19 protein-coding genes are annotated in these 18539 nt (G+C 69.4%); 11 read left to right on the top strand and 8 right to left on the bottom strand.

From position 1 onward, the window contains the following. Positions 1–290: 290 nt before the first annotated feature. Complete coding sequence (locus ACGFSB_RS17880) at positions 291–860, top strand: TetR/AcrR family transcriptional regulator (protein WP_393399743.1); 570 nt, start codon at positions 291–293, stop codon at positions 858–860. Between the two features lie 32 nt (positions 861–892). Here the strand turns inward: ACGFSB_RS17880 and ACGFSB_RS17875 are convergent, their stop codons facing one another. Beyond that, positions 893–1342 carry a VOC family protein gene (locus tag ACGFSB_RS17875; protein ID WP_393399741.1) on the bottom strand — a complete coding sequence of 150 codons (450 nt, stop codon included), beginning with the start codon at positions 1340–1342 and terminating at the stop codon, positions 893–895. A 59-nt stretch (positions 1343–1401) separates the two neighbouring features. On the opposite strand from ACGFSB_RS17875, the gene ACGFSB_RS17870 reads away from it, so the two are divergent. Beyond that, the gene (locus tag ACGFSB_RS17870; RefSeq protein WP_393399739.1) at positions 1402–1998 is read left to right on the top strand and encodes a CGNR zinc finger domain-containing protein; all 597 of its coding nucleotides are present in this window, start codon (positions 1402–1404) and stop codon (positions 1996–1998) included. Positions 1999–2186: 188 nt separating this feature from the next. On the opposite strand, the gene rarD is transcribed toward ACGFSB_RS17870, so the two are convergent. Then, positions 2187–3176, bottom strand: coding sequence for an EamA family transporter RarD (gene rarD / locus ACGFSB_RS17865; RefSeq protein ID WP_393399736.1), 990 nt, complete (start codon positions 3174–3176; stop codon positions 2187–2189). A 113-nt stretch (positions 3177–3289) separates the two neighbouring features. Continuing rightward, positions 3290–4150, bottom strand: coding sequence for an SDR family oxidoreductase (locus ACGFSB_RS17860; RefSeq protein WP_393399733.1), 861 nt, complete (start codon positions 4148–4150; stop codon positions 3290–3292). Positions 4151–4277: 127 nt separating this feature from the next. On the opposite strand from ACGFSB_RS17860, the gene ACGFSB_RS17855 reads away from it, so the two are divergent. Continuing rightward, positions 4278–4649, top strand: a complete 372-nt coding sequence (locus tag ACGFSB_RS17855; RefSeq protein ID WP_393399730.1) for a winged helix-turn-helix transcriptional regulator — start codon at positions 4278–4280, stop codon at positions 4647–4649. 68 nt (positions 4650–4717) lie between these two features. On the opposite strand, the gene ACGFSB_RS17850 is transcribed toward ACGFSB_RS17855, so the two are convergent. The 5 genes from ACGFSB_RS17850 to ACGFSB_RS17830 all read right to left on the bottom strand — a co-directional run bounded on the left by ACGFSB_RS17850 (position 4718) and on the right by ACGFSB_RS17830 (position 11694). Next, complete coding sequence (locus tag ACGFSB_RS17850) at positions 4718–5806, bottom strand: 2-oxoacid:ferredoxin oxidoreductase subunit beta (protein ID WP_393399727.1); 1089 nt, start codon at positions 5804–5806, stop codon at positions 4718–4720. Further along, the gene (locus ACGFSB_RS17845; protein ID WP_393399724.1) at positions 5799–7730 is read right to left on the bottom strand and encodes a 2-oxoacid:acceptor oxidoreductase subunit alpha; all 1932 of its coding nucleotides are present in this window, start codon (positions 7728–7730) and stop codon (positions 5799–5801) included. Before ACGFSB_RS17845 ends, ACGFSB_RS17850 begins: the two co-directional genes overlap by 8 nt. Before the next feature lie 393 nt (positions 7731–8123). Beyond that, positions 8124–8813 (bottom strand): response regulator, encoded by a 690-nt coding sequence (locus ACGFSB_RS17840; RefSeq protein WP_393399721.1) that lies wholly within the window; start codon positions 8811–8813, stop codon positions 8124–8126. Between the two features lie 167 nt (positions 8814–8980). Continuing rightward, positions 8981–10339 carry a sensor histidine kinase gene (locus ACGFSB_RS17835; protein ID WP_393399719.1) on the bottom strand — a complete coding sequence of 453 codons (1359 nt, stop codon included), beginning with the start codon at positions 10337–10339 and terminating at the stop codon, positions 8981–8983. A gap of 170 nt (positions 10340–10509) precedes the next feature. After that, positions 10510–11694 (bottom strand): sensor histidine kinase, encoded by a 1185-nt coding sequence (locus tag ACGFSB_RS17830; RefSeq protein ID WP_393400181.1) that lies wholly within the window; start codon positions 11692–11694, stop codon positions 10510–10512. A gap of 237 nt (positions 11695–11931) precedes the next feature. On the opposite strand from ACGFSB_RS17830, the gene ACGFSB_RS17825 reads away from it, so the two are divergent. The 8 genes from ACGFSB_RS17825 to ACGFSB_RS17790 are packed head-to-tail and all read left to right on the top strand — an operon-like array spanning position 11932 to position 18537. Continuing rightward, a complete protein-coding gene (locus ACGFSB_RS17825; RefSeq protein WP_266863289.1) occupies positions 11932–12321 on the top strand; it encodes an NADH-quinone oxidoreductase subunit A in 390 nt (129 codons plus the stop codon). Beyond that, a complete protein-coding gene (locus tag ACGFSB_RS17820; RefSeq protein WP_393399716.1) occupies positions 12312–12944 on the top strand; it encodes an NADH-quinone oxidoreductase subunit B in 633 nt (210 codons plus the stop codon). The genes ACGFSB_RS17825 and ACGFSB_RS17820 overlap by 10 nt, the downstream gene beginning before the upstream one ends. Then, a complete protein-coding gene (locus tag ACGFSB_RS17815; RefSeq protein WP_393399714.1) occupies positions 12941–13894 on the top strand; it encodes an NADH-quinone oxidoreductase subunit C in 954 nt (317 codons plus the stop codon). The genes ACGFSB_RS17820 and ACGFSB_RS17815 overlap by 4 nt, the downstream gene beginning before the upstream one ends. Further along, entirely contained in the window at positions 13891–14859 is a 969-nt protein-coding gene (locus tag ACGFSB_RS17810; protein WP_393399712.1) for an NADH-quinone oxidoreductase subunit H, read from the top strand. Before ACGFSB_RS17815 ends, ACGFSB_RS17810 begins: the two co-directional genes overlap by 4 nt. Next, positions 14860–15507, top strand: coding sequence for a NuoI/complex I 23 kDa subunit family protein (locus ACGFSB_RS17805; protein WP_393399709.1), 648 nt, complete (start codon positions 14860–14862; stop codon positions 15505–15507). Next, the gene (locus ACGFSB_RS17800; protein WP_393399707.1) at positions 15504–16169 is read left to right on the top strand and encodes an NADH-quinone oxidoreductase subunit J; all 666 of its coding nucleotides are present in this window, start codon (positions 15504–15506) and stop codon (positions 16167–16169) included. The genes ACGFSB_RS17805 and ACGFSB_RS17800 overlap by 4 nt, the downstream gene beginning before the upstream one ends. Further along, the gene (nuoK, locus tag ACGFSB_RS17795) at positions 16169–16546 is read left to right on the top strand and encodes an NADH-quinone oxidoreductase subunit NuoK (RefSeq protein ID WP_393399704.1); all 378 of its coding nucleotides are present in this window, start codon (positions 16169–16171) and stop codon (positions 16544–16546) included. Before ACGFSB_RS17800 ends, nuoK begins: the two co-directional genes overlap by 1 nt. Continuing rightward, complete coding sequence (locus tag ACGFSB_RS17790; RefSeq protein ID WP_393399702.1) at positions 16543–18537, top strand: NADH-quinone oxidoreductase subunit L; 1995 nt, start codon at positions 16543–16545, stop codon at positions 18535–18537. The genes nuoK and ACGFSB_RS17790 overlap by 4 nt, the downstream gene beginning before the upstream one ends. Positions 18538–18539 lie beyond the last annotated feature (2 nt).

Genomic DNA, 18539 nt, shown 5'->3' with positions numbered 1-18539 from the left:
CCGTTGAACTCGTTGCGGGGAAGGCCGGTGGGGTGAACTCGCAAGGTTGCTCCTGGGGTCGGGCGGGAACGTAGGGCGGGCATGTGGAGCGGGGTGTCGGGCGGGCGTACGGTCATGCGCCGTGATGCGCCGTGATGCGCTGCAACTGATGTACTCTGATTGAAGTGGTTAGAACGTAGTACTTCACTTGCAGTGGTGTCAATGGATTTCTGGGCTCACGTCCCGCCGAGTCCCGCTGTCGCCGAGTCCTGCCGAGTCCCACTGAGTCCCGCCGAGTTCAGGAGAACCTCATGCGTCAGAACCCCGCCCGCCGCGCCGCGCTTCTGGACGCCGCCATCGAGGTGCTCGCCCGCGAGGGGTCACGCGGGCTGACTCTCCGCGCTCTCGACACCGAGGCGGGCGTCCCCACGGGCACGGCGTCGAACTACTTCACCAACCGCGCCGACATGCTGGGCCAGATCATGCGGCGCACGCGGGAGCGTCTGACGCCCGAACCGTCGGCGGTGGCCGAGACGCTGGAGGCGGGGCCTTCGCACGAGCTGGTGAAGACCTTCATGCACCAGATCATCGAGCGGATGCGGGCCGACCGCAGCAGCCACCTGGCCATGCTGGAGCTGCGCCTGATGGCCACCAGGAGTCCCGAGCTCCACGCCGAGCTGACCCGCTTCTTCAGCGAGGAGCTCGAAGGCAACATCCGCTTCCACCTCGACAGCGGCCTGCCGGGCGACGGCACGGGCATGGTGCTTCTCTACCTGGCCATGCTCGGCTTGACGGTCGACGAGCTGACGATCCCCGAGCTTCTGGCACCGCATCAGCCCGAGCGTCTGGTCGACGAAATGGTGACGCGACTGCTGCTGTGAGCTGCTAGTCGTGAGCTGCTAGTCGTGAGCCGCTAGTGGACGCAGAACTCGTTCCCCTCCGGGTCCGTCATGACGACCCACTCGCCCCCCGGCTGCTTCACGCGGCGCAGGACGGCCGCGCCCAGCGTCTCCAGACGTGTGACCTCGGTGTCGCGGGTGCCGGGCGCGGAGTGCACATCGAGGTGCAGCCGGTTCTTGCCTGTCTTCGTCTCCGGTACGCGCTGGAAGAGGATCCGCCTGCCAAGGCCCGTGCCGCTCTCCTCGTCGTACGGATCGTCCGGATGGCGCACGGCCACGAGATCACGGAAGGCGCGGCGGCCGAGGAACTCGACGGTCTCCGACTCCGGGACCGCGCCGAAGCCGAGGAGCCGGGTGATCAGCGCGCTGTTGTCCTCGGTCTCATAGCCCAGGGTCTCGGCCCAGAAGACGGCCTGGGCATGCGGGTCCGTGGCGTCGACGACGAGTTTCCAGTGCAGAGTCATGGCGTCATGCTAACCACTTATAGTGGTTACGTGAGGGAGACAGGACGGAGATAGCGGCAATGGGACAGGCGTGGCAGCCGGGGTTGATGCTGAGCCCTCCTCAGGGGCGGCCCTTCCACTTCGATCCGGGCGCGCTCTGCCTGGAGTTGCTCGCGACGGGCGGCCCAGGGGTCTTCGCGCGCTTCGAGGTGCTGCACGAGCCGTCCGACCTGGTGCACTGGGCGGGCGAGAGCCGCCTTCAGACCGGCGGTCTTGAACTAACCGTCACGGGGGAGGAGCTGGCGGATGTGCGGCGGACGCGCGACGCCCTGTTCCTGCTCACCGCCGACAGCGCCCACGGTCGCCCGATCGACCCCCGGCACCTGTCCGCGCTGAACGGCGCGGCGGCCGAGCCCCCGCTCATCGCCCGTATGGAACCGGACGCCGCGCGCGCGTGGGCCCCGGGCGCCACCGGCACACAGCTCCTGTCGACCGTCGCCCGAGACGCCGTCGACCTCTTCACCGGGCCGTACGCACACCGCATCCGCGAGTGCGCGACCCACAACTGCTCCTTGCTCTTCGTCGACATGTCACGCCCTGGGCGCCGCCGCTGGTGCTCCATGGAGCGCTGCGGAAACCGCCAGAAGGCGAGGGCACACCGGGCCCGGAGCGTCTGAGGCGGCGGCGGTCTGCAGCAGGGGCTTGGGGCCCGAAGGGGCGCGGGGAACTGCGCGCCCAGCCAACGACGAACCCGCAGAGGTAGATGTTGGCAGCCAGCAGCCAGCAGCCAGCAGCCAGCAGCCAGCAGCCGGCAGCCGGCAGCCGGCAGCCGGTAGTCAGCAGCCAGCGCCAGCAGCCAGCAGCGTCAGGCCGCAGGCTCAGTCTCCCGCACGGCGGCAGTGGAGGCCGACGAGGCCGCGGCCCGCCGAGCAGCGGCAAGCCTCCCCGCGTTCCCCCGCGCGGAGCGCACCGCATCCCAGGTCAGCAAGGTCAGCGCCAGCCACACAAGCCCGAACCCGGCCCACCGCTCGGGCGGCATCGCCTCGTGGAAGTACAGGATGCCGAGCACGAACTGGAAGACAGGGGCGAGGTACTGGAGCAGCCCCAGCACCGAGAGCGGCACCCGGATCGCGGCGGCGCCGAAGCAGACCAGGGGAGCGGCGGTGATCACGCCGGTCGCCGCGAGCAGCGCCGCGTGCCCCGCGCCCTCGGCGCCGAACGTGAGGTCGCCCCGCGAACCGAGCCACACCAGGAAGGCGACCGCGGGCACGAACTGGATCGCGGTCTCGGCGGCGAGCGACTCGAGCCCGCCGAGGCCGACCTTCTTCTTCACCAGGCCGTACGTGGCGAAGGAGAAGGCCAGGCAGAGGGAGATCCATGGCGGCTGCCCGTACCCGAAGGCGAGGACCAGGACCGCCGCGAGGCCGACGGCGACCGCCGTCCACTGCATGGGACGCAGCCGCTCGCCGAGGAGGAGGACGCCCATGGCGATGGTGACCAGGGGGTTGATGAAGTAGCCGAGGGAGGCTTCCACGACGTGGCCGGAGTTCACGGCCCAGATGTAGACGCCCCAGTTGACCGTGATCACCGCAGAGGCGATCACGACCAGGCCCAGCTTGCGGGGCTGGCGGAGCAGTTCGCCCGCCCAGGCCCAGCGCCGCACGGCGAGCAGCGCGATGCCGACCACGACGAGTGACCAGGTCATGCGGTGCGCGAGGATCTCGGCCGCCCCCGACGGTTTGAGCAGGGGCCAGAAGAGGGGCACGAGGCCCCACATCCCGTAGGCCGCGATGCCGTTCAGCAGCCCTATGCGCTGCTCGCCCTTCGACTGCTGGGCAGCTGTGGCAGCTTCCACGGCCCCTCCTTCGTGCGGGGCAGCCTCTCGCTGCCTCCACGAAGGTAGCCGCACCGGCGCCCTCGTGTCATGCCCGTCTCACGAAAACGGTCATGACCCCCGCATCGTCGGCGTCAGCCCTTCAAAGCCACTGAGATCGCGTCGGCGAGAGGCGTGGTCGGCCGCCCGATGAGCCGGGCCAGATCGCCGCTCGTACCGGCGAGCAGGCCTCGCTCGATCGCCGCGTCCACGTCGACGAGGATCGCGGCGAACTGCTCGGGAACACCGGCGCCGGTCAGGATGGCGAGGTTCTGCTCGGCGGGGACGCTCGCGTACGAGATGTCCTTGCCGGTCTGCCGGGCGATCTCGGCGGCGTACTCGGCCAGGCTCCACGCGACGTCGCCGCTCAGCTCGTAGGCCTTGCCCTCGTGTCCTTCGCCGGTCAGTACGGCGACGGCGGCAGCCGCGTAGTCGGCGCGCGACGCGGAGGCGACCCGGCCCTCACCGGCGGAGGCGACGACGGCGCCGTGCTCCAGGACGGGGGCGAGGTTGGCCGTGTAGTTCTCGTGGTACCAGCCGTTGCGCAGGAACGTGTGCGGCAGGCCGGAGTCGAGGACGATCCGCTCGGTCTCCTTGTGCTCGGCCGCGAGGTCGAAGTCGGCGTCGGGTCCGCCGAGGACACCGGTGTACGCGAGGAGCGCGACGCCCGCGCCGCGCGCGGCGTCGATCACCGCGCGGTGCTGCGGAACCCGCTGCCCGACCTCGCTGCCGGAGATCAGCAGGACCTTGTCGCCCGCGGCGAAGACCCCGGCGAGGGTCTCGGGGGCGTTGTAGTCCGCGATGCGCAGCTCGACGCCGCGTGCGGCCAGGTCGGCGGCCTTCTCCTTGTTGCGTACGACGGCGGCGATCTGCCCGGCGGGGACCTGCGCGTCGAGCAGCCCGTCGATGACGAGACGGCCGAGGTATCCGGTGGCTCCGGTGACGACGATGCTCATGTCTGAAATCTCCCTGAACTGCTTTGGGTGCTTTAGGCGCTTTAGGCACCTTAGGTGTGCTTCTGGAGATGAGCCTACGTCGAGCACTAACTATTGGAAAGTACCCACTTTGAAGTAAGGTACCCACATGGCAGTAAGTAGCTGGAACCTCGGGGACGAGGGCATGTGCCCGCAGCGCCTCGTCCTGGAACACGTCACGAGCCGCTGGGGCGTGCTCGTCCTGATCGCCCTTGACGAGCGCTCGTACCGCTTCGGCGAGCTGCGCCGGGCCCTCGGCCGGGTCAGCGAGAAGATGCTGACGCAGACCTTGCAGACCCTGGAGCGCGACGGCCTCGTGCACCGCGATGCCAAGCCGGTCATCCCGCCGCGCGTCGACTACTCGCTCACCGACCTCGGGCGCGAGGTCGGTGAGCAGGTCCGGGCGCTCGCCGAGTGGACCGAGCGGCGCCTGGCGGACGTACAGAAAGCGCGCGGGGTGTACGACGAAGCCCGGTCCTGAAAGCTCCTGAGAGTTCAGAACCGGGCTTCGGGGCAGACAAGCCGCAGACGGGCGGGTCGCGAGTCGAGCTAGCCGACGACCGTCCAGGTGTCGCCCCCGGCGAGGAGCGTGGCCAGGTCGCCCTTGCCGTTCTGCTCGATGGCGGTGTCGAGCTGGTCGGACATCAGCGTGTCGTAGACCGGGCGCTCGACGTCGCGGAAGACGCCGATGGGGGTGTGGTGCAGGGTGTCCGGGTCGGCGAGGCGGGAGAGCGCGAAGGCCAGCGTGGGTGAGGTCGAGTGCGCGTCGTGGACCAGAATCTGAGACTCGGTCTCAGACGTGACCGGGACAACTTTGAGATCGCCGGTCGCCGGATCGCGTACGACACCCTTGGAGCCGTCGGCTCCGAACCGGATGGGCTGTCCGTGCTCCAGGCGGATCACGGCTTCCTCGGCCTGCTGCCGGTCCTTCAGGACCTCGAAGGCGCCGTCGTTGAAGATGTTGCAGTTCTGGTAGATCTCGACCAGCGCGGTGCCGGGGTGCTGGGCGGCCTCCCGCAGGACCTGCGTGAGGTGCTTGCGGTCGGAGTCCACCGTCCGCGCCACGAACGACGCCTCCGCGCCGATCGCCAGGGACACCGGGTTGAAGGGCGCGTCGAGCGACCCCATCGGCGTCGACTTCGTGATCTTGCCGACCTCGGAGGTCGGGGAGTACTGGCCCTTGGTCAGGCCGTAGATCCGGTTGTTGAACAGCAGGATCTTCAGGTTCACGTTGCGGCGGAGGGCGTGGATGAGGTGGTTGCCGCCGATGGACAGCGCGTCGCCGTCACCGGTGACCACCCACACGCTCAGGTCCCGGCGCGAGGAGGCGAGACCGGTGGCGATGGCCGGGGCACGGCCGTGGATGGAGTGCATCCCGTACGTGTTCATGTAGTACGGGAAGCGGGACGAGCAGCCGATGCCCGAGACGAAGACGATGTTCTCCTTCGCCAGGCCGAGTTCCGGCATGAAGCTCTGCACGGCCGCCAGGACCGCGTAGTCACCGCAGCCGGGGCACCAACGCACCTCCTGATCGGACTTGAAGTCCTTCATGGACTGCTTGGCCTCGGCCTTGGGCACCAGTGAAAGCGCTTCGATCGTGCTCCCGCTCCCGGTGCCTTCGGTCTTCGTGTCAGCCATTGATGGCCTCCTTGAGAGCCGTGGCGAGCTGCTCGGCCTTGAACGGCATTCCATTGACCTGGTTGTACGAGACCGCGTCCACGAGGAACTTGGCGCGGACCAGCGTGGCGAGCTGCCCGAGGTTCATCTCGGGAATCACCACCTTGTCGTAACGCTTCAGGACTTCGCCCAGATTCCGCGGGAACGGGTTGAGGTGGCGCAGATGGGCCTGCGCCACGCTCACGCCGACCGCTCGCAGGCGGCGGACGGCCGCGGTGATCGGGCCGTACGTCGAACCCCAGCCCAGAACAAGCAACTTGGCGTCGCCGCTCGCGTCGTCGACCTCCAGGTCGGGCACCTGGATTCCGTCGATCTTGGCCTGGCGGGTGCGGACCATGAAGTCGTGGTTGGCGGGGTCGTACGAGATGTTGCCCGTGCCGTCCTGCTTCTCGATGCCGCCGATGCGGTGCTCAAGACCCGGCGTGCCGGGGACCGCCCAGGGGCGGGCGAGGGTCTGCGGGTCGCGCTTGTAGGGCCAGAAGACCTCGGTGCCGTCGTCCTCGGTGTGATTGGTGCCCGAGGCGAACTGCACGCGCAGGTCCGGCAGTTCGTCGGTGTCCGGGATGCGCCAGGGCTCGGAGCCGTTGGCCAGATAGCCGTCGCTCAGGAGGAAGACGGGAGTGCGATAGGTGACCGCGATACGGGCCGCCTCGATCGCCGCGTCGAAGCAGTCGGCCGGAGTCTTCGGCGCGACGATCGGCACCGGCGCCTCGCCGTTGCGCCCGTACATCGCCTGAAGCAGATCCGCCTGCTCGGTCTTGGTCGGCAGCCCGGTGGAGGGCCCGCCGCGCTGGATGTCCACGACAAGCAGCGGCAGTTCGAGCGAGACGGCGAGCCCGATGGTCTCCGACTTCAGCGCCACTCCGGGCCCGGAAGTCGTCGTCACCCCGAGCGAACCGCCGAACGCGGCTCCGAGCGCGGCGCCGATGCCAGCGATCTCGTCCTCGGCCTGGAAGGTCCGTACGCCGAAGTTCTTGTGCTTGGACAGCTCGTGCAGGATGTCCGATGCGGGAGTGATCGGGTACGAGCCGAGATAGAGCGGCAGGTCTGCCTGTCTGCCGGCGGCGATCAGGCCGTACGACAGGGCGAGGTTCCCCGAGATGTTGCGGTACGTGCCGGTGGGGAACGCCTGGGACGCCGGGGCGACTTCGTACGAGACCGCGAAGTCCTCGGTCGTCTCGCCGAAGTTCCAGCCCGCGTGGAAGGCGGCGATGTTCGCCTCGGCGATGTCCGGCTTCTTGGCGAACTTCGTGCGCAGGAACTTCTCGGTGCCCTCGGTCGGGCGGTGGTACATCCACGAGAGCAGCCCGAGCGCGAACATGTTCTTGCTGCGCCCCGCGTCCTTGCGCGAGAGGTCGAACTCCTTGAGCGCCTCGACCGTGAGCGTCGTCAGCGGCACCGGATGGACGCTGTAGCCGTCCAGCGAACCGTCTTCCAGCGGCGAGACCTCGTAGCCGACCTTCTGCATCGCCCGTTTGGAGAACTCGTCCGTGTTGACGATGATCTCCGCGCCGCGCGGCACGTCGGCCATGTTCGCCTTCAACGCGGCCGGGTTCATCGCGACGAGGACGTTCGGCGCGTCGCCCGGCGTGAGGATGTCGTGGTCGGCGAAGTGCAGCTGGAAGGAGGACACGCCAGGCAGGGTCCCGGCAGGGGCGCGGATCTCGGCGGGGAAGTTGGGAAGCGTCGAGAGGTCGTTCCCGAAGGACGCCGTCTCTGAGGTGAAGCGGTCACCGGTGAGCTGCATACCGTCGCCGGAGTCACCCGCGAAACGGATGATCACCCGGTCCAGACGACGTACATCCTTCTCACCAGCAGGCTTTCGTTGCTCTCCGACGACTGCCTCATCGGCCTGCTCGGCTGGGCTACTGACCTGGCTGGTCACTGAACTGGACCTCCCTCGGGCGGCTGAGCGAGAAGGGCTGGGCGACCGGCCTTCCCAATGCCCACCCTACGTCGGTAAGGGTCGCCTTCCCGGGGTAGATCGCATGATGGACGTGCTTTTGAGACGCGTAGATGCCCTGGTTTGTCATGATGTGCCTAGCCCCCCGGCCCGACATGGAAGACGCCCCCACTCATCCTTTGGTTCTAGGACTGTTCTCCGTAATCGTGCTGTTCTCGCTGGTTTCGCTGTTCTCGCTGGTTTTCGGCCTGCTGGCTGATCTCGGTTGTTCCGGCCGTTCTGGCTGGTCCGGCCGGTCTCGCTGTTCTCGACTGTCTTCGTGCGGCATTCGTGCGTCATTCGTGTGCGCCAAATAACTGACAGAGTGTCAGATTGTCAGGAGTTGAGGTAGGTGAGAACCGCCAGTACGCGCCGGTGATCCCCGTCACTCTGGGAAAGGCCCAGCTTCAGGAAGATGTTGCTGACGTGCTTCTCCACGGCGCCGTCGCTCACCACGAGCTGCCGGGCGACCGCCGAGTTCGTCCGGCCCTCGGCCATCAGGCCCAGTACCTCGCGCTCGCGCGGCGTCAGCCCCGCGAGGACGTCCTGCTTACGGCTGCGGCCGAGCAGCTGCGCCACGACCTCGGGGTCGAGCGCGGTGCCGCCGTCGGCGACACGCACCACCGCGTCCACGAACTCGCGCACCTCGGCGACGCGGTCCTTGAGCAGATAGCCGACGCCGCGGCTGGACCCGGCGAGCAGCTCGGTGGCGTACTGCTCCTCGACGTACTGCGAGAGGACGAGCACCCCGAGCTCCGGAAACTGCTGGCGCAGGTGCACCGCGGCCCGCACTCCCTCGTCGGTGTGTGTCGGCGGCATCCGCACGTCGGCGACGACCACGTCGGGGAGCGCACCCGTGGCGGAGAGTTCGTTGATCGTCTTGATCAGCTGGTCCGCGTCGCCCACCCCCGCGACGACGTCGTGCCCACGGTCGGTCAACAACCGGGTCAGGCCCTCCCTGAGCAGCACTGAATCCTCGGCGATGACCACCCGCACCTTGTCCTCCACGTCCACGGCCCCCCGCATATTGATTTCGCTGTCCCCCGACACCTCAGTATCGCGCGTACATCGCGCGTACGGGGGAGCGTTACAGCGTTCGTGGACAGACAGCTCTGCCGTGTTCGGTCTCTTGATACGGGCGGCAGAATGAATCGGCGCCCAGCCGATGGGCCGGGCGCCGATCTACGAGGCGACTACGCCCGCCACGGCAACTCCGCCGTCACCGTCGTAGGCCCGCCCACGGGCGAATCCACGACCAGAATCCCGTCGACCGCATCCAGCCTCTCGGCGAGGCCCGCGAGCCCGGACCCACTGGTCACATCCGCACCTCCCGCACCGTCGTCGGAGACCTGAAGCATCAGACGGTCCTCGACCTGCCAGACGTCGACCGAGCCCCGGGTCGCCCGCGCGTGCTTGCTGATGTTCTGGAGGAGCTCGGAGACAGTGAAGTACGCGATGCCCTCGATCGCGGCGGCAGGCCGCGCGGGCAGATCCACCTCGACCTGGACCGGGACCGTGCACCGGGCGGCGAGCGAGGAGAGCGCCGCGTCGAGGCCGCGGTCGGTCAGGACAGCCGGGTGGATGCCGCGGGCCAGGTCACGCAGCTCCTGCAAGGCGACCTTCACCTCGCCGTGGGCCTCGCCCACCATGCGCGCCGCGGCCTCCGGGTCCTCCGTCAGCTTCTCCTTGGCCAGGCCCAGATCCATGGCGAGCGCGACAAGGCGGGCCTGCGCTCCGTCGTGCAGGTCGCGCTCGATGCGGCGCAGGTCGGCCGCCGCCGTGTCGACGACGACGCCACGGTCCGACTCCAGCTCGACGACACGCGTCGCCAGGCTCGACGGGCCGAGCAGACCGACGACCATGACGCGGTCGACGGTGGTCAGGGCCCGGATGATCCAAGGGGTGGCGAGGGTGATCAGGAGGCCGGTGAGGGCGGTGACGCCGATCTCGAAGGGGTTGTCCAGGTAGATGCGGTGGCCGTCGTCGCCGTAGAGCTGGATGCCGCCCTGGCCGCCGTACATCGGGAAGAGCCACTGCCACAGCGGGTACGTGAGCATCGCCCAGCCGTACGTCCAGAAGACCACCGACACGGTGAAGGAGAAGACCGCCCACGGCATGTGGATGACGGAGTAGATGACGTGTCGCCAGGAGACGCCGCTCTTGAGCACGGCGCCCATCCACGCCATCGCGCCGCCGCCGTTCTTGGGCCGCAGCGGCTCCGGGTTCGCCACCTCCACGTCGAGCAGCGCCCGCGCCCGCACCCGCTCCAGGGAGCCGACGCCGCGGCAGGCGGCGAGCCCGGCGGCCAGGACGGGGATGCCGATGAACGTGATCAGGAGTCCGGCGCCGAGGGACAGCATCGTGACCGCGAACGTGAACGTCATGAGGCTGATCGGAAGGCTCAGCAGCACATAGCCGAACTCCTTCCAGGCGCGGGCCTCGATCGGCGCGCGAAGCCCGGCGGGGATACGGCTCCGCCGCTCGTCGAGGTCGGATCCCCGGAACTCCGAACGGTTCATGCGCCCGTACTCCTGTCCGTACTCCGTGGCCATCGGTGTCGTCCGTTTCTGCTCGGTCGGGCGTGGTGCGCTGCGTCGGCGGTGTATCTCAGCGGCGGTGTATCTCAGCGGCGGTGTATCTCAGCGGTGGTGTACCTCAAGAGTGCTGGCCGAGCGCGATCCGGACCATGTGGTGCGTAGGTGTCTTGGACCGGGGGTTTTCCCTACCCCTGGTCCCGGTCCCGCCACGGCAGCTCCGCCGTGATCGTCGTCGGCCCGCCCTGCGGCGAATCGATGACGAACAGGCCGTCGACCGCACCGAGCCGGTCCGCGAGCCCCGCCATGCCCGTACCCCCTTCGAGGCTCGCGCCGCCCCGCCCGTCGTCCCACACCTGGATGAGAAGCCGCTGGTCGGAGCGCCACACCTCGACGGACGCCGAACGCGCCCCGCTGTGCTTGCTGACGTTCTGAAGAAGCTCGGAGACCGTGAAGTACGCGATGCCCTCGATCGCGGCCGCCGGGCGCGCGGGCAGGTCCGCCGTCACCTTCACCGGGACCGTGCACCGCGAGGACACCGAGGAGAGCGCCGCGTCGAGGCCGCGGTCGGTCAGGACCGCCGGGTGGATACCGCGGGCCAGATCACGCAGCTCCTGGAGGGCCAGTTTCACCTCGCCGTGCGCCTCGTCGACCATCGCCGCCGCGGTGTCGGGGTCCTCCAGGAGCTTCTCCTTGGCCAGACCGAGCCCCATGGCGAGCGCGACAAGGCGGGCCTGCGCTCCGTCGTGCAGGTCGCGCTCGATGCGGCGCAGGTCGGCCGCCGCCGTGTCGACGACGACGCCACGGTCCGACTCCAACTCGACGATGCGCCGCTCCAGTTCGTCGGAGGGCGAGAGCAGCCCGCGCACCATCGCGCGGTCGGCGTTGGTCAGACCGCGCACGATGTACGGGAGCACCGGCCAGAGCACGAAGACCCCGACCAGGGAGATGGTGAAGGTCAGCACGCCCCAGGGCAGCCGCATGAATCCGAACAGCATCGCGCGCCAGCCGACCGGGTCCTTCAGGCTCGACCACAGCCAGCTGAAGAATCCGTGCCCGCTCGGCTTCGGCATCGGGCTCGGCTCATCGATCCGCACCCCGAGCAGCGCCCTCGCCCGAGCCCGCTCCATCTTGCCGAGCTGTCGCGCGCCGAGCAGCGCGCCCGCGAGCAGCGGCAGGCCGATGACCGTCACGGCGAGACCGCCGCCGGCCGCGAGAGTCGTGACCACGTAGACGAAACAGGCCACACCCAGCGGGAGGTTGACGAGGAGGTGCGCGATCTCCTTCCAGGTGTGCCGGTCGTACGCCGCGAAGCGCGCGGGCGGTGGCGAGGGGGAAGGGGAGGGCGCGGGCGAGGAGGCGGACAAGGACATGGCGCGTGCGGTCATACGGGCCAGAGTGCACGGCTCGGCGCTCTGATGCCATGAGGGGGACCGCCCAGGTGTACGGGGGATAACCCCACCTGGCCTGACCGAACTGTGACGCTCTGCTTACCTGGCCTTTAGCAGGCCCTAGACTCCCGTGCGTACAGATCGTCGAACAACGATCAGTGACGAGTGACAAGTGACGAGTGACGAGTGACGAGTGAGAGTGATGAGTGAGGGGCTGACGTGCACGTGACGAACGTCGCGGCGAGCTACTACCAGTCGTACTCCGTCGTCGGACTGCTCGCCGTGGTCGGCGTGCTGTTCGTCGCTGTCGCCTTCGGCGCGGGGCGGCTGCTGCGGCCGGTCGTGCCGACACCCGAGAAGCTCCTGACGTACGAGTGCGGTGTCGACCCGGTCGGCGAGGGATGGGCCCACACTCAGGTCCGCTACTACGTCTACGCGTTCCTCTATGTCATCTTCGCCGTCGACTCGATCTTCCTCTTTCCATGGGCGACGGTCTTCGCCGCGCCTGGCTACGGTGCGACGACGCTGGTGGAGATGTTCATCTTCCTCGGCTTCCTGACCGTGGGCCTGCTGTACGCATACAAGAAGGGCGTCCTCACATGGACGTGACCCCTGCTCCCGTCGACCTGCCGGAGCCCCAGCGGCTGGGCGTGCTCTCCCGCCTGGCCCCCGAGCCGATGAAGGTGGTCCTCAACTGGGGCCGCCGGTACTCGTTGTGGGTCTTCAACTTCGGCCTCGCCTGCTGCGCCATCGAGTTCATCGCCGCCTCCATGGCCCGGCACGACTTCATCCGGCTCGGCGTGATCCCGTTCGCGCCGGGCCCGCGCCAGGCCGACCTGATGGTGGTGTCGGGCACGGTGACGGACAAGATGGCCCCGGCCGTGAAGCGCCTCTACGAACAGATGCCGGAGCCCAAGTACGTCATCTCCTTCGGCGCCTGCTCCAACTGCGGCGGCCCGTACTGGGATTCGTACGCGGTGACCAAGGGCGTCGATCAGATCATTCCGGTCGATGTGTACGTTCCCGGCTGCCCGCCCCGTCCTGAGGCGCTGCTCCAGGGAATCCTCAAGCTCCAGGAGAAGATCGCCGCGGAGTCGCTGGGCGAGCGGTACGGCAACGGCAACCGGCCTTCGACGGCGGCTCTCCAGAGCGGCCTGGTGAAGCCGCCGGTGGCTGTGACGCCGGGTGCTTCGACGCCAGGCGCCTCGACGCCGGGGGAGGGGCAGGTATGACCGGCTGGCTGCCGAGCCCCGTCGAGGAACTCTTCGGCGCCGATGCCACAGCCGACGAGTCGTACGACCTCTTGACGGTCGACGTCCCGCCGAGCTCGTGGATCACGGCGCTCGAAACCGCGCGCACGACCCTGACCTGCACCTATTTCGACTGGCTGAGCGCGGTCGACGAGCCGGGCACGGGCTTTCTCGTCTCGGCCCACGTGGTCGCACTCTCGCCCGTACGACGCCTCCTCATCCGTACGACCGTCCCGCACGACGCCCCGGTCCTGCCGACCGCGGTCGACGTCTACGCGGGCGCGGCGTGGCACGAGCGCGAGACGCACGAGATGTTCGGCGTCGACTTCACCGACCACCCGCATTTGGTACCCCTGCTCCTCCCCGACACCTTCGAAGGCCACCCCCTGCGCAAGGACTTCGTCCTGGCGGCCCGGGTCGCGAAGGCGTGGCCCGGTGCGAAGGAGCCGGGGGAGTCGGAGCACGGCGGCCCCAAGCGCCGCCAGATGCTGCCCCCCGGCGTACCCGACCCGAACGAATGGGGCCCCCTCAAGGGCCAACTCCCCGCGGCCCCGGCCCGCCCGGCCCGCGGCGCCGCCCGCCCGGCAGGCGACCGCCCGGTCCGCCGGTCCCGCACGGCGGGCGAGGGCTCGGCGTCCCAGTCCCAGTCCCAGTCCCAGAGCCCGGCAGCGAAGACGCCGGTTGAGGCGAAGCCCGAGGCAGCCCCGGCACCCGAGGCGAAGCCCGAGGCGGCTCCGGCACCGGCTCCAGCTCCTGAGACGAAGCCCGAGGCGCCCGAGGCCAGTTCCGACGCCCCGTGGCACCAGGCACGCCCGGCGTTCGACGGTACCGACACCACCGACACCGACACCGGCAAGGGCACCAGCACCGACACCGGCAAGGGCACCGAAACCGACGAAACCGACGACAATCGCCCAGGAGGCACGGAGTGACCGACGCGCTCGACGTCGCCCTGCGTCTCCTCATCGTCTTCGCCGTCTTCCTCGTACTGCCCCTCGTGATCGGTCAGACCGAGCACAAGGTGATGGCCCACATGCAGGGCCGCCTCGGCCCCATGTACGCGGGCGGTTTCCACGGCTGGGCCCAGCTCGTCGCCGACGGAGTCAAGTTCGCGCAGAAGGAAGACGTCGTACCGGCCGATGCCGACCGCCGTATCTTCCAGCTCGCCCCCGCTGTCGCCCTGCTGCCCTACCTCCTCGTCCTCGTCGCCATCCCCATCGGCCCGAGCGAAGGCGCCGTCGGCCAGCTCGTCGACGCGGGCATCTTCTTCGTGCTCGCCGTCATGGGCGTGGGCGTACTCGGCTCGCTCATGGCGGGCTGGGCGAGCGCCAACAAGTTCTCCCTCCTCGGCGGCCTCCGCACCGCCGCCCAGCTCCTCGCGTACGAACTCCCGATGCTGCTCGCCGCGGCTTCGGTCGCGATGGCGGCCGGCACGGTGTCCCTCCCCGGCATCCTCAATGCCTTCGAGTGGTGGTGGCTGCCCTGGCAGATCGTCGGCGCCCTCGTCTTCTTCATCGCGGGCCTCGCCGAACTCCAGCGCCCGCCCTTCGACATGCCGGTCGCCGACTCGGAGATCATCTTCGGCGCGTACACGGAGTACACGGGTCTCCGCTTCGCCCTCTTCCTCCTCGCCGAGTACGCCGGAATCGTCGTCCTCTGCGGCCTCACCACCGTCCTTTTCCTCGGCGGCTGGCACGGACCCTGGGGCGCCGACGGGCTCGGCTGGGTCTGGACCCTCCTGAAGACAGCGGTGCTCGCCTTCCTCGTGATCTGGCTCCGCGTCAGTTACCCCCGTCTCCGCGAGGACCAGCTCCAGAAGTTCTCCTGGACCCTCCTCGTCCCGCTCGCCCTCGCGCAGATCGCGCTCACCGGCATCGTGAAGGTGGCGATCAACTAAATGCCTCCGATCCCTGGGTCCGGCCTGGCCAAGGGCCTCGCTGTCACCCTCCGCACGATGACGAAGAAGACCGTCACCGAGCAGTACCCGGAGCACCAGCCCGAACTCCCGCCCCGCACCCGGGGCGTCATCGGGCTCTTCGAGGAGAACTGCACGGTCTGCATGCTCTGCGCCCGGGAATGCCCGGACTGGTGCATCTACATCGACTCCCACAAGGAGACGGTCCCGGCAGCCGTCGAGGGTGGCCGCGAGCGCAGCCGCAACGTCCTCGACCGCTTCGCCATCGACTTCTCCCTCTGCATGTACTGCGGCATCTGCATCGAGGTCTGCCCCTTCGACGCACTCTTCTGGTCACCGGAGTTCGAGTACGCCGAGACCGACATCCACGAACTCACCCACGAGCGCGACAAGCTCCGCGACTGGATGTGGACGGTCCCGGCCCCGCCCGCCCTGGACCCCGCCGCCGAAGAACCCAAGGAGATCGCCACGGCGCGCAAGGCGGCGGAGAAGCTGGCCGCCGCCCAGGAAGCCGAAGCAGCTCAGCAAGCCGAAGCAGCTCAGCAAGCCGAGGCAGCTCAGCAAGCCGAGGCAGCCCAGCAAGCCGAAGCAACCCAGGCCCCGGAACCCGGACCGGAGGCAGAAGCGTGACCCTCGCAGCCGCTGCGGCGACAGCAGCCAACGCCCCCCTGGCGGCCAATGCCCCCCAGGGCTTCCTCTCCCCGACGGGAGTGGAGATCGCCTTCGTCCTGGTCGGCCTCGTCACCCTCGGCTCAGCGATCGTCACCGTCACCACCAAGCAGCTGGTGCACGCCGCCCTGTGGCTCGTGGCGACACTCGGCGGCCTGGCCGCCGAGTACCTCCTGCTCACCGCCGAGTTCATCGCCTGGGTGCAGGTCCTGATCTATGTCGGCTCCGTCGTCGTCCTCCTTCTCTTCGGTCTGATGCTGACGCGGGCCCCCATCGGCCGCTCCCCGGACGCCGATTCGGGCAACCGCCCGGTCGCGCTCGCGGTGGCCGTCCTCGCGGCAGCCGCCCTGGTCTGGGTCGTCGTCGACGCCTTCCGGACGACCTGGATCGACCTCGACCGCGCCGCCGACGAGGCCCAGGGCTCCACCGCCGTGACCGGAAAGTTCCTCTTCCGGCACTGGGTACTGCCCTTCGAAGCCCTCTCGGTCCTGCTCCTCGCCGCCCTGGTCGGCGCGATCGTCCTCTCCCGCAGGAACGCCCGCATGACGCGCATGACCCGCAAGACCGACGCCCCCGGCGACACCCGCACGAACGGTGCCCCCAGCGACAAGGAGCAGCGCTGATGCACCTCGCCTATCCCGCCGTCCTGGCCGTCCTCCTCTTCTGCGTAGGCCTGTACGGAGTGCTCGCCCGCCGCAACGCGATCCTGGTCCTGATGTCCGTCGAGCTGATGCTCAACGCCGTCAACCTCAACCTGGTCGCCTTCGACGTCTGGCTCCGCGACGCCCTCCACTCCGGCCAGGCCCTGACCCTCTTCACCATCGCCATCGCAGCCGCCGAGATCGGCATCGGCCTCGCGATCGTCCTTGCGGTCTACCGCAACCGCGGCTCCTCCGCAGTCGACGAACTCCGCGACACCGCCGAGGGCCCCGACGGCGACGCCGAGGACGCCGTCGACGAAAAGCCCGCCCCGGCACAGAAGGCTGAGGCCACCGCGTGACCACGACCACCCTCGCCGTACTCGTCCCCCTCCTGCCGTTCCTCGGCGCGGTCGCCGGTCTGCTGCTCGGCCGCACCGTCCCGGGTCTCGTACGCCCCCTCGCGGTGCTTCCCACCCTGGCGGCGCTGGTCATCGCCGTCCTGGTCGCCGCCCGCCACGGCGGCGGCGCCGACATCGAATCCGCAACCGAGCTCACCCCGACCGGCTCGGTCCCCATCGAACTCGCCCTGCACATCGATGGCTTCGCCGCCCTCGTCGCCGTCCTGGTCGGCGTCGTCGCCTCCTGCGTGCAGATCTACTCGACGGGCTATCTGCGCGACGACCCGCGCTACCCCTCGTACGCCGCTCTCGTCTCCCTCTTCACCTCCGCGATGCTGCTCGTCGTCTACTCCGGCGACCTGATGGTGCTCATGGTCGGCTGGGAGATCATGGGCATCTGCTCGTACTTCCTCGTCGGCCACTACTGGGAGACGCCCGAAGCCCGCGCGGCCTCCCTCAAGGCCTTCCTGGTCACCAAGCTCGGCGATGTCCCCTTCCTGATCGGCCTGTTCGCGCTCGCCGCCGACGCCGGGTCCTTCCGCATCACGACCGTCCTCGCCACGGTCGCGGACGGCGGCCTCGACCACCCGACGCTGATCGCTCTGCTGCTCCTCGCCGGAGTTGCCGGCAAGTCCGCGCAGTTCCCGCTGCACACCTGGCTGCCCGACGCGATGGCGGGCCCCACCCCCGTCTCCGCGCTGATCCACGCCGCGACGATGGTCGCCGCCGGTGTCTACTTCGTGGCCCGCCTCCTCCCGGTCTTCGCCGCATCCGCGGCAGCGTTGGTCGTCCTCGCCGTCATGGCCGCCGTCACCATGGCCGGCTCGGCACTGGCCGCGCTCGCCCAGGACGACATCAAGCGCGTCCTCGCCTACTCGACGATCGGCCAACTCGGCTATCTGACCGGCGCCCTCGCCGTCGGCGACCGCGGTGCCGCCGTCTTCCACCTCCTCTCGCACGGCGCCTTCAAGGCGCTCCTCTTCCTCGGCGCGGGCGTGATCATCCACGCCTCCGGCACCAACTCCCTCGCCGCGATGTCCCGCATGAAGAGCCTGCGCGACCGGGTCCCCGACGCCTTCTGGACGATGACCGTGGCGCTCCTCGCGCTCGCCGCGATCCCGCCCTTCAGCGGCTTCTTCTCCAAGGAAGCCGTCCTGGGCGCCGCCGAGCACGCGGCCACAGGACACTCCGAGACCGCTCCCAGCGCGGCAGGCTGGATCGTGCTCGTCGCCGGTCTCATCACCGCCCTGCTCACCGCCGCCTACGCGACCCGCCTCTGGCTGCTCGCGTTCAACGGCCGGGGCCCCGAAGCCCCGGATCACGGTCGCCAGCCCATCACCATGACCGCCGTGCTCTGGGTGCTCGCCGTCCCCTCACTCGCCTTCGGCCTCACCGTCGGCGTCCTGCCGGACTGGTTCGACGGCCACTCGCTCACCCCGACCCTCACCACCTCCGTACTCGGCACGGGACTCGCCCTCGTCGGCGGGCTCGTCACGTACGGCGCGTGGCGGCACACCACAGCACTCGCCGCCCGCGTCCCGATGGGTGCGGTCGCCGCCGACGCGGGAGCCGACGGAGGCCTGGTCGAAGCGGAGGCCATCGCCTCGCACGAACCCGCCTACGGAGACGTGGCCGCCGCCCACGACCCGGCCGACCCCGGCCGACTCCTGCTCGGCCCGCTGCACCGGCACGCCGCAGTCGGCTTCCACCTCGACGCCGTCTACGCCGCCCTGTTCGTGCGCCCCGTCCAAGCCGCCGCGAGCCTCGTCCGGTTCCTGGACCGCGAGGTCGTCGAGACGTACGTCCGCGGCGCGGGCACCGCACCCCGCTGGCTCGGCGCGGCCGTCCGCCGCGCACAGACCGGCAATGTGCAGACCTACCTGAGCGCGCTGCTCGCAGGCACCGTCGTCCTGGCTGTCGCCGCCGTCCTCGTCGCCACCGTCGGAGCGTGAGC

The sequence above is a fragment of the Streptomyces sp. NPDC048441 genome, from assembly GCF_043200235.1.
Taxonomy (GTDB): domain Bacteria; phylum Actinomycetota; class Actinomycetes; order Streptomycetales; family Streptomycetaceae; genus Streptomyces.
This window is presented reverse-complemented; position numbering and strand designations above follow the sequence as displayed.

What these genes read in the sequence shown, in the direction of transcription:
- ACGFSB_RS17875 (WP_393399741.1), bottom strand. Translation starts at nt 1,342, where the DNA reads ATGACTCTGCACTGGAAACTCGTCGTCGACGCCACGGACCCGCATGCC.
- ACGFSB_RS17860 (WP_393399733.1), bottom strand. Translation starts at nt 4,150, where the DNA reads ATGAGCATCGTCGTCACCGGAGCCACCGGATACCTCGGCCGTCTCGTC.
- ACGFSB_RS17835 (WP_393399719.1), bottom strand. Translation starts at nt 10,339, where the DNA reads ATGGCCACGGAGTACGGACAGGAGTACGGGCGCATGAACCGTTCGGAG.
- ACGFSB_RS17855 (WP_393399730.1), top strand. Translation starts at nt 4,278, where the DNA reads ATGGCAGTAAGTAGCTGGAACCTCGGGGACGAGGGCATGTGCCCGCAG.
- ACGFSB_RS17805 (WP_393399709.1), top strand. Translation starts at nt 14,860, where the DNA reads ATGCCTCCGATCCCTGGGTCCGGCCTGGCCAAGGGCCTCGCTGTCACC.
- ACGFSB_RS17850 (WP_393399727.1), bottom strand. Translation starts at nt 5,806, where the DNA reads ATGGCTGACACGAAGACCGAAGGCACCGGGAGCGGGAGCACGATCGAA.
- ACGFSB_RS17880 (WP_393399743.1), top strand. Translation starts at nt 291, where the DNA reads ATGCGTCAGAACCCCGCCCGCCGCGCCGCGCTTCTGGACGCCGCCATC.
- ACGFSB_RS17830 (WP_393400181.1), bottom strand. Translation starts at nt 11,694, where the DNA reads ATGTCCTTGTCCGCCTCCTCGCCCGCGCCCTCCCCTTCCCCCTCGCCA.
- ACGFSB_RS17820 (WP_393399716.1), top strand. Translation starts at nt 12,312, where the DNA reads ATGGACGTGACCCCTGCTCCCGTCGACCTGCCGGAGCCCCAGCGGCTG.
- ACGFSB_RS17870 (WP_393399739.1), top strand. Translation starts at nt 1,402, where the DNA reads ATGGGACAGGCGTGGCAGCCGGGGTTGATGCTGAGCCCTCCTCAGGGG.
- ACGFSB_RS17815 (WP_393399714.1), top strand. Translation starts at nt 12,941, where the DNA reads ATGACCGGCTGGCTGCCGAGCCCCGTCGAGGAACTCTTCGGCGCCGAT.
- ACGFSB_RS17840 (WP_393399721.1), bottom strand. Translation starts at nt 8,813, where the DNA reads ATGCGGGGGGCCGTGGACGTGGAGGACAAGGTGCGGGTGGTCATCGCC.
- nuoK (WP_393399704.1), top strand. Translation starts at nt 16,169, where the DNA reads ATGCACCTCGCCTATCCCGCCGTCCTGGCCGTCCTCCTCTTCTGCGTA.